This is a genomic window from Erwinia rhapontici, from assembly GCF_020683125.1.
GTDB classification, from domain to species: Bacteria; Pseudomonadota; Gammaproteobacteria; order Enterobacterales; family Enterobacteriaceae; genus Erwinia; species Erwinia rhapontici.
This window is the reverse complement of record NZ_CP085627.1, coordinates 4287582-4302870: the sequence shown is the minus strand read 5'-3', so window position 1 is coordinate 4302870 and position 15289 is coordinate 4287582. Positions and strand designations below refer to the sequence as shown.

12 protein-coding genes are annotated in these 15289 nt (G+C 56.4%); 5 read left to right on the top strand and 7 right to left on the bottom strand.

Features of this window, described 5'->3' with window-relative positions:
- Positions 1–25: 25 nt before the first annotated feature.
- The 4 genes from urtA to atzF are packed head-to-tail and all read right to left on the bottom strand — an operon-like array spanning position 26 to position 7435.
- The gene (urtA, locus tag LJN55_RS19830; protein ID WP_133842383.1) at positions 26–1294 is read right to left on the bottom strand and encodes an urea ABC transporter substrate-binding protein; all 1269 of its coding nucleotides are present in this window, start codon (positions 1292–1294) and stop codon (positions 26–28) included.
- A gap of 27 nt (positions 1295–1321) precedes the next feature.
- Positions 1322–2023: a GntR family transcriptional regulator gene (locus LJN55_RS19825; RefSeq protein WP_159336862.1), complete on the bottom strand. Its 702-nt coding sequence runs from the start codon at positions 2021–2023 to the stop codon at positions 1322–1324.
- A 2-nt stretch (positions 2024–2025) separates the two neighbouring features.
- A complete protein-coding gene (gene uca, locus LJN55_RS19820) occupies positions 2026–5643 on the bottom strand; it encodes an urea carboxylase (RefSeq protein ID WP_227535111.1) in 3618 nt (1205 codons plus the stop codon).
- Positions 5636–7435: an allophanate hydrolase gene (gene atzF, locus LJN55_RS19815; RefSeq protein ID WP_227535110.1), complete on the bottom strand. Its 1800-nt coding sequence runs from the start codon at positions 7433–7435 to the stop codon at positions 5636–5638. The genes uca and atzF overlap by 8 nt, the downstream gene beginning before the upstream one ends.
- Before the next feature lie 405 nt (positions 7436–7840).
- Here atzF and sltY point away from each other — a divergent pair, with 405 nt between their 5' ends.
- Positions 7841–9763, top strand: a complete 1923-nt coding sequence (gene sltY / locus LJN55_RS19810) for a murein transglycosylase (protein ID WP_227535109.1) — start codon at positions 7841–7843, stop codon at positions 9761–9763.
- Between the two features lie 111 nt (positions 9764–9874).
- On the top strand, positions 9875–10207 hold the full coding sequence (gene trpR, locus LJN55_RS19805) for a trp operon repressor (protein ID WP_227535108.1): 333 nt from the start codon (positions 9875–9877) through the stop codon (positions 10205–10207).
- Here the strand turns inward: trpR and yjjX are convergent.
- Complete coding sequence (gene yjjX, locus LJN55_RS19800; protein WP_133842377.1) at positions 10193–10741, bottom strand: inosine/xanthosine triphosphatase; 549 nt, start codon at positions 10739–10741, stop codon at positions 10193–10195. The genes trpR and yjjX overlap by 15 nt on opposite strands.
- A gap of 50 nt (positions 10742–10791) precedes the next feature.
- On the opposite strand from yjjX, the gene gpmB reads away from it, so the two are divergent.
- Complete coding sequence (gene gpmB / locus LJN55_RS19795; protein WP_227535107.1) at positions 10792–11439, top strand: 2,3-diphosphoglycerate-dependent phosphoglycerate mutase GpmB; 648 nt, start codon at positions 10792–10794, stop codon at positions 11437–11439.
- 47 nt (positions 11440–11486) lie between these two features.
- Here gpmB and robA read toward each other — a convergent pair whose 3' ends face one another.
- Positions 11487–12362 (bottom strand): MDR efflux pump AcrAB transcriptional activator RobA, encoded by an 876-nt coding sequence (gene robA / locus LJN55_RS19790; RefSeq protein WP_227535106.1) that lies wholly within the window; start codon positions 12360–12362, stop codon positions 11487–11489.
- Between the two features lie 204 nt (positions 12363–12566).
- On the opposite strand from robA, the gene creA reads away from it, so the two are divergent.
- On the top strand, positions 12567–13043 hold the full coding sequence (creA, locus tag LJN55_RS19785) for a protein CreA (RefSeq protein WP_133842374.1): 477 nt from the start codon (positions 12567–12569) through the stop codon (positions 13041–13043).
- Between the two features lie 34 nt (positions 13044–13077).
- On the opposite strand, the gene arcA is transcribed toward creA, so the two are convergent.
- The gene (arcA, locus tag LJN55_RS19780; RefSeq protein ID WP_133842373.1) at positions 13078–13794 is read right to left on the bottom strand and encodes a two-component system response regulator ArcA; all 717 of its coding nucleotides are present in this window, start codon (positions 13792–13794) and stop codon (positions 13078–13080) included.
- Positions 13795–14441: 647 nt separating this feature from the next.
- Here arcA and LJN55_RS19775 point away from each other — a divergent pair.
- A complete protein-coding gene (locus tag LJN55_RS19775; protein WP_133842729.1) occupies positions 14442–15122 on the top strand; it encodes a tRNA/rRNA methyltransferase in 681 nt (226 codons plus the stop codon).
- Positions 15123–15289 lie beyond the last annotated feature (167 nt).

Here is a 15289-nt window from a genome sequence, read left to right as displayed (position 1 = left end):
TGCCTGGCCCTGGGGTTACACGGGATTAATTGCTGGTTTTCACCGGATGATCGGGCTTCTTGTCGTTGCCGGCGATATATGGGCTCCATGGCTGGGCGCGCACCGGTTTGTCGGTCTGCCAGACGACGTTGAACTGACCGTTATCTTCGATTTCGCCAATCATCACCGGCTTGTGCAGATGGTGGTTGGTTTGGTCCATCGTCAGGGTAAAACCATCCGGCGCGGCAAAGGTCTGTCCGGCCATCGCTGCACGCACTTTATCCACATCGGTGGTACCGGCTTTCTCTACCGCCTGCGCCCACATATGGATGCCGACATAGGTGGCTTCCATCGGGTCGTTGGTCACCACGGTATCGGCGTTCGGCAATTTGTGGGCTTTGGCATAGGCGCGATAAGCTGCCACGAACTTAGCGTTGGTCGGGTTATCCACTGATTCGAAATAGTTCCACGCCGCCAGGTTACCCACCAGCGGTTTGGTGTCGATGCCGCGCAACTCTTCTTCACCGACCGAGAAGGCCACTACCGGGACGTCGGTGGCTTTCAGCCCCTGGTTCGCCAGCTCTTTATAGAAAGGAACGTTGGAATCGCCGTTGATGGTTGAGACCACGGCCGTTTTGCCCCCGGCAGAGAATTTTTTGATATTAGAAACAATGGTCTGGTAATCGCTGTAGCCAAACGGCGTGTAGACCTCTTCGATGTCGCTGTCTTTCACCCCTTTTGAGTGCAGGAAGGCGCGCAGGATCTTATTGGTGGTACGCGGATAGACATAGTCGGTGCCCAGCAGGAAGAAGCGTTTGGCGCTGCCGCCGTCTTCACTCATGAGGTATTCCACCGCCGGAATCGCCTGCTGATTTGGTGCTGCCCCGGTGTAGAAGACGTTTGGAGACATCTCCTCGCCTTCATACTGCACCGGGTAGAACAGCAGTCCGTTCAGCTCCTCGAAAACCGGCAGCACGGATTTACGCGAAACCGAGGTCCAGCAGCCAAATACCACGGCGGCTTTATCCTGAGTCAGCAGCTGACGGGCTTTTTCCGCAAACAGCGGCCAGTTGGAGGCCGGGTCAACCACCACTGGTTCCAGCTTTTTACCCAGCACGCCGCCTTTGGCATTGATCTCTTCAATGGTCATCAGTGCCACGTCTTTCAGTGGTGTTTCAGAAATCGCCATCGTACCGGACAGCGAATGCATGATGCCCACTTTGATGGTATCGGCGGCCTGAGCGCTCCAGGACAATCCCATGCTGACTACGGTGGCAGAAAGCGCGAAGGCCTTGAGCAGTGAACGTCTCTTCATCAGTAAACCCCTAAATGTATTGAAAGATTAGTTGGATGAAACGGTGTGTAACCTTGCCTGCTGGAGCATATGAATGGTGATTTTCCTGACTTCGGCGCGACTGACGGCAATATGGTCGGTCAGAATGCGCTGGGCCTCCTCACTGTGCTGATGCAATACCGCACGCAGAATGCGGGCGTGTTCGTTATAGGTCGCGCTGATCCGGTCTTCGCGGGTGAAGTCGAGACGGCGGATAATGCGGATTTTCTCGGTTAATTCGCTGTGGATGCGGGCGATTTCGCTGTTGCCTGCCGCGGCGACCAGGGCGATATGGAAGGCTTCATCGTGTAACGAAACGGCTATGCCATCTTCCAGACGCGGCTCATCGATCCAGAAGCAGGTCAGGCGCGTCAGCAGTGCCGCACAATCATCTGCGGGCAGGCGACACAGGCGTTTGACTGCCTCGCACTCCAACACGGTGCGCAGGTCATACAGCTCTTCGAAATATTCGAAGTCAAACTGACGCACCTGCCAGCCGCTGCGAAACCACACTTCGACATAGCCCTCACGCTCAAGACGAAACAGGGCCTGACGCACCGGGGTGCGGCTGACGTCCATACGTTCCGCGACTTCGCTTTCGCTGAAGCGGTCGCCCGGCATCAGACGAAAATCAAAGATGTCATTTTTTAGCTGGTGGTAGACGCGATCGGCCAGGGCTTCCGGCCGATCTTTGCTGCGTTTGCTGTCCATGTTCATTCCAGCCACAGCAGGGCATCGCCAGGGCTGACCGGGCGGCCTGGCTGGCAACTGATACGTTTGACGCGTCCTGCCTGTGGGGCGTTGATCGCCAGCTCCATTTTCATCGCCTCGACGATAATCAGCGGCTGACCGGCTTCCACCTCGTCACCGGGCTGCACCAGCACTTTCCAGATATTGCCGTTCATATCGGCGCTGACCTGCAACGCACCGTCATCCTCTTCGGGGGGCCGCAGCGTCTCTTCGCTGGTCAGCGGTGCACCTTCGTCTTCCTGCGCCCACAGCGCCACTTCGGCATCAAAGGCGCTGGCCTGCTTCTGGCGGAAGTCAGCGATAGAGGCTGCGTGATCGCTGAGGAACTGCGTATGTTCGGCAAAATCAAACACTGACTGCTCAATGCGAACGGTGGCGCGGCCTTCACGGAAGTCATCACGCAGCACGTCCAGCTCGGCTTCGCTTACCGGGTAGAAACGCACCTGGTCAAAGAAGTGCAGCAGCCAGGGTTCGTTTGCCGCGAACTGGTCGTTTTTCAGGAACTTGTTCCAGATGGGCAGCGTACGCCCCACCAGTTGGTAACCGCCGGGGGAGTCCATGCCATAAATGCACATGTACATGCCGCCAATGCCGACGGTGCCTTCCGCCGTAAAGGTGCGTGCCGGATTGTACTTAGAACTGAGCAGGCGGTGGCGTGGGTCGATCGGCACCGCGCAGGGCGCGCCGAGATAGACATCGCCCAGACCGAGGATCAGGTAGCTGGCATCAAACAGCGTCTGGCTGACGGCTTCGCGGCTGCTCAGCCCGTTAATGCGCTGAATAAAATCGACGTTATTAGGCAACCAGGGGGCGCTGGCACGCACGGTTTCGGAATAGCGTTCTACGGCACCGAGGGTCGCGCTGTCTTCAAAGGCCATCGGCAGGTGGACAATGCGTGATGGCACGCGCATCTGCGTGACGTCGCCAAGATTTTTCTCCAGCTGTAGCAGCAGGGTCATCAGCTGTTTCTGGCTGAGGATCTGGCTGTCGTAGCGGATTTGCAGGGAGCGCACACCCGGTGACAGCTCCTCCACGCCAGGCTGACCGCTCTCATGCAGGGCGGTCATCAGCAGGTGGACGCGCAGACGCAGCGCCAGATCCAGCACGTTGTCGCCGTACTCCAGCAGGATGTAGTTATCCCCGGCTTGACGATAAATAGCGGTCGGTGTGGTGCTGGTGGCTTTGATGGCGGCGAGTACGGTTGCGGAACCGTGATCGGTTTCGGCCAGTGAAGGCACGGCAAATGTCGGGGCATGCAGCGCGTTGAGACGCGTCACACTGTGTGTCTGCGCCTGTTCCAGCGCGTGGGCTTCCTCGAAGCTGATCGGATGAAAACGAATGCGGTCGCCCGGCTTCACCTGGCCCACTTTCCACAGTTCGGCTTTGGCGATGGTCACCGGACAGACGAACCCGCCGAGGCTGGGTCCATCGCGGGTGAGGATTACCGGGAAATCGCCGGTGAAGTTAACGGCACCAATGGCGTATTCGCAATCATGGACATTGGACGGGTGCAGTCCCGCTTCACCGCCGTTGGCGCGGGTCCAGCCGGGCTTTGGCCCTACGAGGCGGACGCCGAGGCGGTTAGAGTTGTAATGCACCTGCCACTCGCTGGCAAAAAATTCATCAATAGACTGTTGGGTAAAGAAATCCGGGGCACCGTGCGGGCCGTATAGCACGCCGATGCGCCATTCGTCAGCGTATACGGGCTGCGCGGCGACAGGTAAGGCAGCGGGTTCGCAGACCGGAGCAGGAGTGGTACAGGCGGCGAGTGCGGGCTGCGATATCGCCAGCATATCGGCCACGCGTAGGGTGCGCCCGGCGTGACCGCCAAACTGCCCCAGAGCGAAGGTGGAACGGCTGCCGAGATATTCCGGTACGTCAAAACCGTTGCGTACCGCCAGATAGGTGCGGCAGCCCTGTTGCGCGCGACCGAGGGTCAACGTCTGTCCGGCTTTCACTGCCAGCGGTTGCCAGTACGCTACCGCTTCGCCATCCAGCGTTGCCGGGCAGGCGGCCCCGGTCAGCGCGATCAGGGCATCGCTGTGAAAACGCAGGGTGGGCCCTTGCAGGGTAAATTCCAGCCCGGCGGCTTCTTCCGCGTTGCCGACAATGCGGTTAGCGAGGCGGAAGGCATAGTCATCCATCGGACCGGACGGCGGTACGCCAATATCCCAGTAGCCGAGGCGGCCCGGATAATCCTGAATGCTGCTCCAGGTGCCGGGCTGGAGAACCTCCACCACCGGAGAAAGCGGGGTGAAGCTGTCGAGCAGTCGCGTCCACACCTGGCCGCTGCGGAATGCCTCAGTGGCGACAATCTGACGCAGGTAATCGAGGTTGGTGGCGATGCCGTGCAGGCGGGTTTCATTTAGCGCCGTCTGCATTTTTTCCAGCGCATCCGCACGGTTTTTGCCCTGCACGATGAGCTTGGCGATCATCGGATCGTAAAATGCAGAGACCTCGGTGCCCGTGCTGATCCAGCTGTCGACGCGCACCCCTTCCGGGAAGCAGACTTCGGTCAGTACGCCTGGGCTGGGCTGGAAGTTTTTCAGCGGATCTTCGGCGTAAATACGCACTTCGATGGAGGCGCCCTGCGGTGCCTGTGCCATACGCGCCCAGTCCGGCTGCTCTCCGGCGGCGACCAGCAGCATACATTCCACCAGATCCAGCCCGGTGACGCACTCGGTGACCGGATGCTCGACCTGTAAACGGGTATTTACTTCGAGGAAGAAGAACTCATCGCGTGCGGCGTCGTAGATATATTCCACGGTGCCCGCGCTGCGATAGTTGACCAGCTCACCGAGTTTCACCGCCGAGTCGAGCAGGGCGGTGCGGGTGGCGGCAGGGAGGTTCGGGGCCGGCGTCTCTTCCACCACTTTCTGATTGCGGCGTTGCAGTGAACAATCGCGCTCGCCGAGGGCCACGACCTTGCCTTGCCCATCACCGAAGATTTGCACTTCTACATGGCGGGCCTGGTCGATACAGCGCTCCAGGAATACCCCGGCATCGCTGAAGAACTGCTCGCCAAGGCGGCGTACGCTCTCCCAGGCGGCGATCAGCGTTGTTTCGTCTGCACAGCGCGTCAGGCCGATCCCGCCCCCCCCGGCGGTGCTTTTCAGCATCACCGGGTAGCCGATTCGGCCTGCGGCGCTTAATGCCTCTTCCAGTGAATCCAGTAAGGGTGTGCCCGGTGTCATCGGCACGCCTGCGGCAGCGGCCAGTTCACGGGCGCGGTGCTTGAGGCCAAATTCACCGATTTGGTGCGCTGTTGGGCCGATAAAAACGATCCCGGCCGCTTCGCAGGCGGCGGCAAAGGGCAGGCTTTCTGACAGGAAGCCGTAGCCTGGCCAGATGGCTTGCGCACCGCTTTCGCGGGCGGCGTTAAGGATCTTATCGATGACCAGGTAGCTGTCGCTGGCTTTATCGCCGCCGAGGGCGAGAGCGATATCAGCATCTTTGACATGCTGCGCGTTTTTGTCGGCTTCGGAGTAAACCGCCACGCTGGTGATCCCCAGTCGTTTCAGGGTGCGGATGGCGCGACAGGCGATTTCGCCCCGGTTAGCGATGAGTACGGTATTAAACATGTGAAGATACCTCGCGGGTCAGCCAGCGGCGCCAGCCGCCAAATTCGGTGATGTCGGTAGCCTGCGCCAGGGCGGCAGGTTCACAGATAAATCCTTTCACGCTGCGACCGTCGGCCAGTTCCAGGGTGCCAATCCCCAGCGGGGCGGGGATCTCCGCCACGAACTCGCCAAAACGTGCCAGTGGGATATCCCACAGTTCGACGATGATGGCGGCGCCCGTCGCATCTCTAACCAGCCCCGGCTTGGCGGGGACGGTGTTAGCCAGCGCGTACAGGCGATAGCTGGCGGCGGTCTGCGTCTCTTCTACCAGTACGGCATCGCGGCGCGTGAGCTGGTGGTTGAGCGGCATGCCGGTCAGGTGCGCACCGACCACCGCCACACGCACGTGCAGCGGTGAGGCGGGCAGGGAGGCGGGGGCAGGCTGAGGTTTGCCGGTGGCACCAAGACTCAGGGCTTGCTGCTGTTGCCAGCGGGTGCCAAAGGTCGCCAGCGCACGGTCATACCAGGCCGGGGCGATCAGGGTTATCCCGGCAGGCAGGCCATCGGCGCGGAACGGGGCCGGAAGGGCCAGGGCGGCGAGGTCGGCGAGGTTAGTGAAGTTAGTGTAAGTGCCGAACTGCGAGTTGTACCGCACCGGTTCCTGTTTCATCTCTTCCAGCGTATGAATGGTCGGAGAGGTGGGGACGACCAGTGCATCAAACTGGCTGAGGGTCTGCTGGATCTGGCGCGTCAGTTCGGCGCGCAGATATTCCGCTTTGTAAGCGTCCACGGCGCTGTAGTGGTTGCCACTGGCGACGATGCCATACACCACCGGGTCCATCTCTTCCGGGCGGCTCAGCATGTCACCCACGGCAACGGTACGCTCCGCGACCCACGGACCGTAATAGAGCTGCTCAGCCAGCTGTGAGAACGGGGTAAAGTCGATGGGTTTTAAGCTGGCGCCTCCCGCAATCAGGTCGGTACAGGCCGCTTCCCAGGCCGCCTGTGCTTGTGTATCGCCAAAGAACGCCGGGCTGGCAGGGATGGCAAATCGTGGTGAGGTGGGCATCGCTGCCGGGGCGAGGCCCGGATTTGCGCGAGAGTAAGCATCCAGGCTGTCGTAGCCTGCGGCACAGTGTGCGACGAGGAAGGCATCTTCCACCGTCAGCGCAAACACGGAAATGGTGTCGTTCAGGCGACAGGCAGGGACAACGCCAGTGGCAGAGAGCCAGCCTTTGGTCGGCTTCAGGCCGACGATATTGTTAAATCCTGCCGGCACGCGACCGGAACCGGCGGTATCCGTGCCGAGGGCAAAGCAGACCAGGCCGCGAGCGGTGACGGAGGCAGAACCGGAGCTGGAGCCGCCGCTGACATACTCAGGATTAAAGGTGTTGCAGACCGCGCCGAACGGCGAGCGGGTGCCGACCAGCCCGGTGGCGTACTGGTCAAGGTTGGTTTTGCCAATAACAATCGCCCCTTTGCCCTTCAGGTTGGCGACAGCGACGGCATCGCTTTCAGCCGTGTAGGTAAAGGCCGGGCAGGCCGCGCTGGTGGGCCAGCCCGCGATGTCAATATTGTCTTTTACCGCAAAGGGAACGCCAAACAGCGGCAGCGATGCCGGATCCTGCTGCCAGGCGGCCAGTAACGGTTCCACCTGAGCACGCAGCTGGGCGGGCGTGGCGAGATACAGCCACGCATTATCGTCGGTGGAGAGATCCGCCAGCAGGGCGTCCAGCGTGGACAGTACGTCCTGTGGATGCTGCTGATACTGGTGCTGCCAGTCCTGTAACGTAAACCCTGTGGTAAAAGCCATAAGTTGAATTCCATCTGGTATACAAGATGGAATTCAATAGAGCAAACCGCGTGCCAGATTTTAGTGTTTTGATTTTAAAGGTTTTAGTTGCCTGGGTGCACAGAGGGTGCACAATCAGCGAGCAGGGTTTGTACAATTGTGGGGCACGGAAGACAGGTCTGAGGCCAGTTTGAGCACGTCGGACCGGCAAAAGACGCATCCATGCCGGCCTCGACTCGCGCCATCCCTGGTGCGTGACGTCCGGCTTACCTCAAACTGGCCCCATCTCCTTAATTACGGTGGTTGCGGTGTGGGTATTCCGTAAATATTTGTTGAGTACATGGCATGAAGGGCTGCTCCTGGTTAGCATGAAGGGGGAATATTTCGCAGTTCAGGATAAGACGAGGCAATAACGTGGGGAAAGTCATGGTGGACAAGTGGCAGTGGTGGGTGGTGGCAGCCTGTTTAACAGCGGTAACCGGCAGTGCCCGTGCAGACTCATTGGATGAACAGCGTACCCGTTATCTGCAAATCAAGCAGGCGTGGGATAATAAACAGATGGATATCGTGGGGCAGTTGATGCCCACGCTGCGTGACTACCCACTCTATCCCTATCTGGAGTATCGCCAGCTTGCGCAGAGCCTGGATCAGGAAACCGGGCTGGCAGTGAAAGACTTTATCCAGCGTTATCCTACGCTGCCGCCGGTGCGCTCGCTCTCTTCGCGTTTTGTGAATGAGCTGGCCCGGCGTGAAGACTGGCGTGGGCTGCTGGTTTTCAGCCCTGACGCGCCGAAGCCGGTTGCGGCTCGCTGTAACTGGTATTACGCCAAATGGGCTACCGGCCAGGAGCAGGTGGCATGGGAAGGGGCGAAATCTATCTGGCTGACCGGGAGTTCCCTGCCGGGCACCTGCGATAAACTGTTCAGCGTCTGGCAAATGGCCGGACAGCAGAATCCGATTACCACGCTGGAACGTATACGTCTGGCGATGAAAGCGGGTAACACCAATCTGGTGAACTTCCTGGCGAAGCAACTCCCGCAGGATTACCAGACCATTGCCAATGCGGTGATGGATTTACAGAACAATCCCGGCACGGTAGAAAACTTTGCACGTAATGTCGGGGCAACCGACTTTACCCGCCAGGCAACGGCAATTGCCTTTGCCAGCCTGGCGCGCACGGATGTGGAACGCGCACGCCAGCTGATACCCACGCTGGTACAGCTGCAAAAAATGGACGATCAGCAAACGCAGGAACTGAAAGATGCGGTCGCCTGGCGCCTGATGGGTAATGATACGAGCAGTGAGCAGGCACGCTGGCGCGACGATGTGGTGATGCGCAGTGATTCAACCTCGCTGATTGAGCGCCGGGTGCGGATGGCGCTGGGGAACAACGATCGCCGGGGTATGAATACCTGGATTGCGCGTTTGCCGGTCGAAGACAAGGCAAAAGATGAGTGGCAGTACTGGCAGGCTGACCTGCTGATGGAGCAGGGGCGCAAAGAAGAGGCGGAAGGCATCCTGCGTAAGTTGATGCGTGAGCGTGGCTTCTATCCAATGGTCGCCGCCCAGAAACTGGGGGTGGAGTATCCGTTGCAGGTCGACAAAGCCCCGGCGGTGGACGGCAGCCTGACCCGCGGCCCTGAAATTGCCCGTGTTCGCGAACTGATGTACTGGGGAATGGATAATCTGGCGCGCAGCGAATGGAGCTATCTGGTGTCCAGCCGCACCACTTCGCAGCAGCAGATGCTGGCCAGCTTCGCACGTCAGCAAAACTGGTGGGATCTCAGCGTGCAGGCAACGATTACCGGTAAACTGTGGAACAGTTTGCAGGAGCGCTTCCCACTGGCGTGGCAGCCGCAGTTTGAACGCAATATCAGCGGTAAGAGCATCCCGATCAGCTATGCGATGGCGATTGCCCGGCAGGAGAGTGCGTGGAACCCGAAAGCACGCTCCCCGGTTGGCGCATCCGGTCTGATGCAGGTGATGCCGGCCACGGCACAGCATACTGTGACCAAATTCAGCATTCCGGGCTACAGCAACAGCAGCCAGCTGCTGGATGCAGAAACCAATATCCAGATTGGTACGCAGTATCTGGAGTCGGTATACCAACAGTTCGGTCAGAACCGCATTTTTGCCTCGGCTGCGTATAATGCCGGGCCGTCGCGCGTGCGCACCTGGCAGGGTAACAGCGCAGGGAAACTGGATGCGGTGGCGTTTATCGAAACCATTCCCTTCTCGGAAACCCGCGGCTATGTGAAGAACGTACTGGCTTATGATGCCTACTACCGCTACTTCCTTAACCAGTCGGATAAACTGTTTTCCGACAGCGAGTGGCAGCAGCGTTATTGATTGCGTGTCATCGCCGGAATACGTGAAGAGACAGCCAACACCGCTGTGGCTTCTCGTATGACGGCGATGATGATATGCTACTGTACTAGTTAAATAGTATGGCGGAATATCATGACCAACTCAACTCCTGTTCCCATCACGACTGACCCGGCGAGCGAAGACTGGCTGCGTTTTGTCACGCTGCTGCAACGTGCCTATCAGGGCGAACTGCACCTTCCGCTATTACAATTGATGCTGACGCCGGACGAGCGTGAGGCGTTGGGTACCCGACTGCGTATTGTTGAAGAGTTGATGCGCGGGACAATGAGCCAGCGGGAGCTGAAAAACGAGTTGGGAGCCGGGATTGCGACGATTACGCGGGGGTCAAACAGCCTGAAAAGTGCGCCTCCTGCCCTGAAAACATGGCTGGAGACACAGCTTCTCAGTGGATCAGATAAGGTCTGAGCTCTCTTCGTCGTCTTTGCGTTGATAGATGTCGTTATGAAACGGGCACAGTGCGAGGATGAGCGCCTGGTGATAAACGCTGGTACGCGTCAGTCGACCGGCAGTAAAAGCACCAATTGCACCGCCTTTATGTTTGATATCGTTAACGCCGGTCAGGCGGGCCATCTCTTCGCCCAGTTCACGTCCGGCATGGATACCTTTCATCACGATGGCAGGCAGAGTGAAGCTGGCAGAACGCGATTCGCCGCGTAGTTTGTGATTCTCCACCACCATCCATGCGAAGGCAGTGTTATCTTCAATACCGGCTTCAATGGCCACCCAAAAATTGGCTTCCGGTCTGACCTGGCGAGCATTCATCACGCGCTGACGTGCGCCAGTTCGCGTTTCTGTGTTTGTGATCGGTTGTGCAGCAACGCCGCTGTCGACCTCGACACCCTCAATATGGCAGGATCCTTCCCCGAAGATATCGCTGAACGCTTGAGAAATTGCCTTAATTTTGGCTGGATTGATGGTAGCAGCGACAACATGGTACATAATTGTTTGAACCCTCTACGCAAATTTGTCGCAGTATAACGGAAAATCGCATGTTACAGGTCTATCTTGTTCGCCACGGAGAAACGCTATGGAATGCGGCACGTCGCATTCAGGGGCAGTCAGACAGCGCGCTGACTGAGAAAGGAGAGCAGCAGGCTCATCAGGTAGGAGATCGCGTCAAAAAGCTGGGCATTACCCATGTCATTGCCAGCGATCTGGGCCGTACCCGCCGTACCGCCGAGATCATTGCCGATGCCTGTGGCTGTTCGGTCGTGCTGGACTCTCGTTTGCGTGAACTGAATATGGGGGTGCTGGAAGAGCGCCTGCTGGATTCACTGAATGCTGAAGAAGAGGGCTGGCGTAAGGCACTGGTGGATGGCACGGAGAACGGCCGTATCCCACAGGGGGAGTCGATGGGTGAAATGGCGCAGCGCATGCACCAGGCGCTGGATGCCTGTCTGGCATTGCCTAAGGGTAGTCGTCCACTGATTGTCAGCCACGGTATGGCACTGGGGGTACTGCTCAGTACGATCCTCGGCTTACCGGCGAATGCGGAACGTCGCCTTCGCTTACGTAATTGCTCAATTTCCCGCGTGGATCACCAACACAGCGCCTGGCTGGCTTCTGGCTGGGTGGTGGAGACTGCGGGCGATATTGCGCATCTGGAGGATACTTCCCTCGACGAACTGCAGCGCTAACCCTGAAAAAGGGCCGATATTCTCGGCCCTTGCTGGATCATCGGTGATTACGACTGGCGTCGTATCGGGATCAGATATTCACAATGGATGTCGACAGGTGGCTCTGGACGTTTCTTACCGCCGTGGGTATAGAAGCGCTCAATGTCTTGACCGTGACGACGTGTCAGATTCAGTGTTGGCATACAGGTGCCGTAAATCTGTAAGACAAAGTTCTGAAGTCCGTTACGCGGCCCTTCATAGGTGAACTGCACATAATCGCCTCCTTCCAGCACGACCGTCTGCGTTGAATGCAACTGGCTGGAAATGGACTCAGCGGTGACCGCTGTGGTGTAAAGAATCTCCTGCTCATCGTCTTTTTCCATGCTGGGGCGCGACTGGTGCAGACCATACAGCACTGGCGGAACGGTATCCGTCTCCGTCAGGAACTGGCGCCAGAAATGCATACGCATCTCATCACGGAAGCGTGAAATCTGCTCCAGTGTGCAGGTATAAGATTGGGTTTGCCCAATCAGCACGATTTCCGGCAGACTTACCCAGGTCGGTTCGGGTAATCTGACGTCGTCGAGGCGAATCGGTGGGCGCAGCCCATAGGCATTCCAGTCTGATGACCGGCGATACCAGGCTGGCGTCTGGGCAAATTGTTTCTTAAAGGCTCTGGTGAAAGTTTGTTGAGAGTCAAAACGATACTGCAAAGCAATATCGAGAATCGGGCGACTCGTCAAACGTAATGCTACGGCAGCTTTCGACAGACGGCGGGCGCGAATATAAGCGCCAATCGCATGACTTGTGACGTCTTTGAACATTCTTTGCAAATGCCATTTTGAATAACCTGCCTTCGCCGCGACATTATCCAGTGATAAAGGTTGGTCCAGGTGGCTCTCCAGCCAGACAAGCAAATCTCGAATGATACCGGCTTGGTCCATAAATCGTCCTCATGTTACTCATAATTGGTGCAAGGTAAGCAAAGTCGACGAATAGTAGCATTAATTGCTAATTGTTAGGTTGTAACTGAAAAATGTACCCGTATCCGCGCTGATTTAAACAACATCGCGTGATAAATCGTAAAGGCATGAACTGTTGCTCATGTACCTTACAATGTCATCTATTTTCTTTGAAATGGTCACGTCATGACAATTAAAAAAGTGTTAATAGTCACTTCAATAGCGCTCTGCTCCGGCACGCTTCAGGCAGAACAGGTCGGTTCTGTAGATACTGTCTTTAAGATGTTCGGTCCCGATCATAAGATCGTGGTGGAAGCATTTGACGATCCGGACGTGAAAAATGTCACCTGTTATTTGAGCCGGGCGAAAACGGGAGGAATCAAAGGGGGCTTAGGTTTGGCAGAAGATACCTCGGATGCCGCTATTTCGTGTCAGCAGGTGGGGCCGGTAGAACTCAGTGAGAAAATTAAGCAGGGTAAAGCCGAAGGGGAAGTGGTGTTTCGTAAACGGACATCGCTGGTGTTCAAGAAACTCCAGGTGGTACGTTTCTACGACAAAAATCGTAATGCGTTAATTTATTTGAGCTATTCCGATAAGGTCGTCGATGGTTCGCCGAAAAATGCGCTGAGTGCGGTGCCGATAATCCCCTGGGGCAAGGGATAATAAGTTGGGGCGAGGCATACCTCGCCCTCAAAACTTAATCCTGCAGATCGCCGCAGAAGCGGTAACCTTCGCCGTGGATCGTGGCGATGATTTCTGGTGTATCCGGTGTGGATTCAAAATGCTTACGGATGCGGCGAATGGTCACGTCGACGGTGCGATCGTGTGGCTTCAGTTCACGTCCGGTCATTTTTTTCAGCAAATCAGCACGGGTCTGAATCTTGCCTGGATTCTCACAGAAGTGCAGCATGGCGCGGAATTCGCTGCGCGGCAGCTTATACTGTTCGCCCTGCGGGCTGACCAGTGAACGACTGTTGATGTCCAGTTCCCAGCCGTTAAAGCGGTAGGATTCAACCAGCTTACGCTCTTCGCTGACCGCGGCCAGATTCATGGTGCGGGACAGCAGATTGCGTGCGCGAATGGTCAGCTCACGCGGATTAAACGGTTTGGTTATGTAGTCATCGGCGCCGATTTCAAGACCGAGGATCTTATCGACCTCGTTATCACGGCCGGTGAGGAACATCAGTGCCACGTTTGCCTGCTCGCGCAGTTCACGTGCCAGTAACAGGCCATTTTTGCCTGGTAGATTGATGTCCATAATGACCAGATTGACGTCATTTTCCGTCAGTATCTGGTGCATTTCAGCGCCGTCTGTAGCTTCATAAACCATGTAGCCTTCGGCTTCAAAAATACTTTTGAGCGTATTACGAGTAACTAATTCGTCTTCAACGATAAGTATGTGCGGGGTCTGCATGTGTTCGCTACCTAAAATTGCCAACAAAATCGAAAACAGGACATACGGCTGTTGGCGCTGGCTACACCTGGTGTTCAGAGCCAGTAGCAAAACAACAGCAGTACAGAATGATGTTCTTGATACACAATCCATGTACCGTCAACAACGCGGCCAACCCTTAATGATTTTTGGGTTTTGCGCAGCCATTAGGATGTATCCTGCATGCCCCGGCAGTGCCAAAACGGCGTATATCCTAACTGTATTAACAGCAACATAACAGCACAGGCAACAACCATCACGCAATAAAACAACGCTTAGTTGACTTATATCAAACCAATTGTAGCACGTTAACACTTTTGTGAAAAACTCTTCCCAGATTGGCAGGTTAGCTCACAAATACCCCCTAAAAAGCGCTATTTAATGCAGAGGGTTAACAGTCGGGTTACGGCACACATTAATAAATGTTAATTAGTTGATAATATGAGTGTTATTGTAATGAAGCCTGTTTTTCGGTGGGTTATCAAGAAAAAATAGGTTTATCATTCGATTACGGCGATTTAAATCAACCCACCAGGGTGTTGATAATATGTTAAATATTGCCGGATGTTTTTTCCACTGTGGGGAAGGCATCATCAACATTGTGAATTTCTCTCTATATGAAGGTGGTTATGCGTTTTCCTTTTATCCTTGTCTCTCCTGCGCGTGCTGAAAATGTCGGTGCGGCGGCCCGTGCCATGAAAACCATGGGATTTAGCGAACTGCGTATTGTTGACAGCCAGGCGCACCTTGATCCGGCAGCGAGACGCGTTGCACACGGGGCGGGTGACATTCTGGATAATGCCAGCCACTGGGCATCACTTGAGGCAGCATTAGCCGATATTGATTTTAGTATTGCCACTACGGCACGTTCTCGCGCGAAATTCCGTTACTATGCCACGCCGCAGGAGGTGCAGCAGGTACTGGAAGAGAAGCAACGGTGGACAGGCAGTGTGGCGATGATCTTTGGGCGCGAAGACAGCGGCTTAACGAATGAAGAACTGGCGCAGGCCGATTTGTTGACGGGGATTCCGATGGCGGGTGATTATCCGTCGCTGAACCTGGGGCAGGCGGTGATGGTCTATTGCTATCAACTCTCGGCATTGCGCCAGGTGAGCGCGCAGACGGAACCTGCTGCGGACGTTGAACAACTTGCGGCGCTCCGCCTGCGTGCGCAATTTTTGTTGCAGCGGCTGGACGTCGCCGGGGATGAAAAGCTGGCAGACTGGTTGCAGCAACGTATCGGTTTGCTTCAGCAGCGAGATACCGCCATGTTGCATCGACTGCTGCATGACATAGAAAAAAAGCTGTAGAGAAAAACGCTGGATGAAGCATGAAAACTGGTGTGATTTACTGCCATTTTTTCATAGCGTAACAGAACAGATCGGCAAGGAAGACGAAAAGGGTCTGACGACATCGCCGGGAAAAAGAGGCCATTCGATAAAAAAATTGACTTGGCTGGCACTTTGCTTTAATTCTG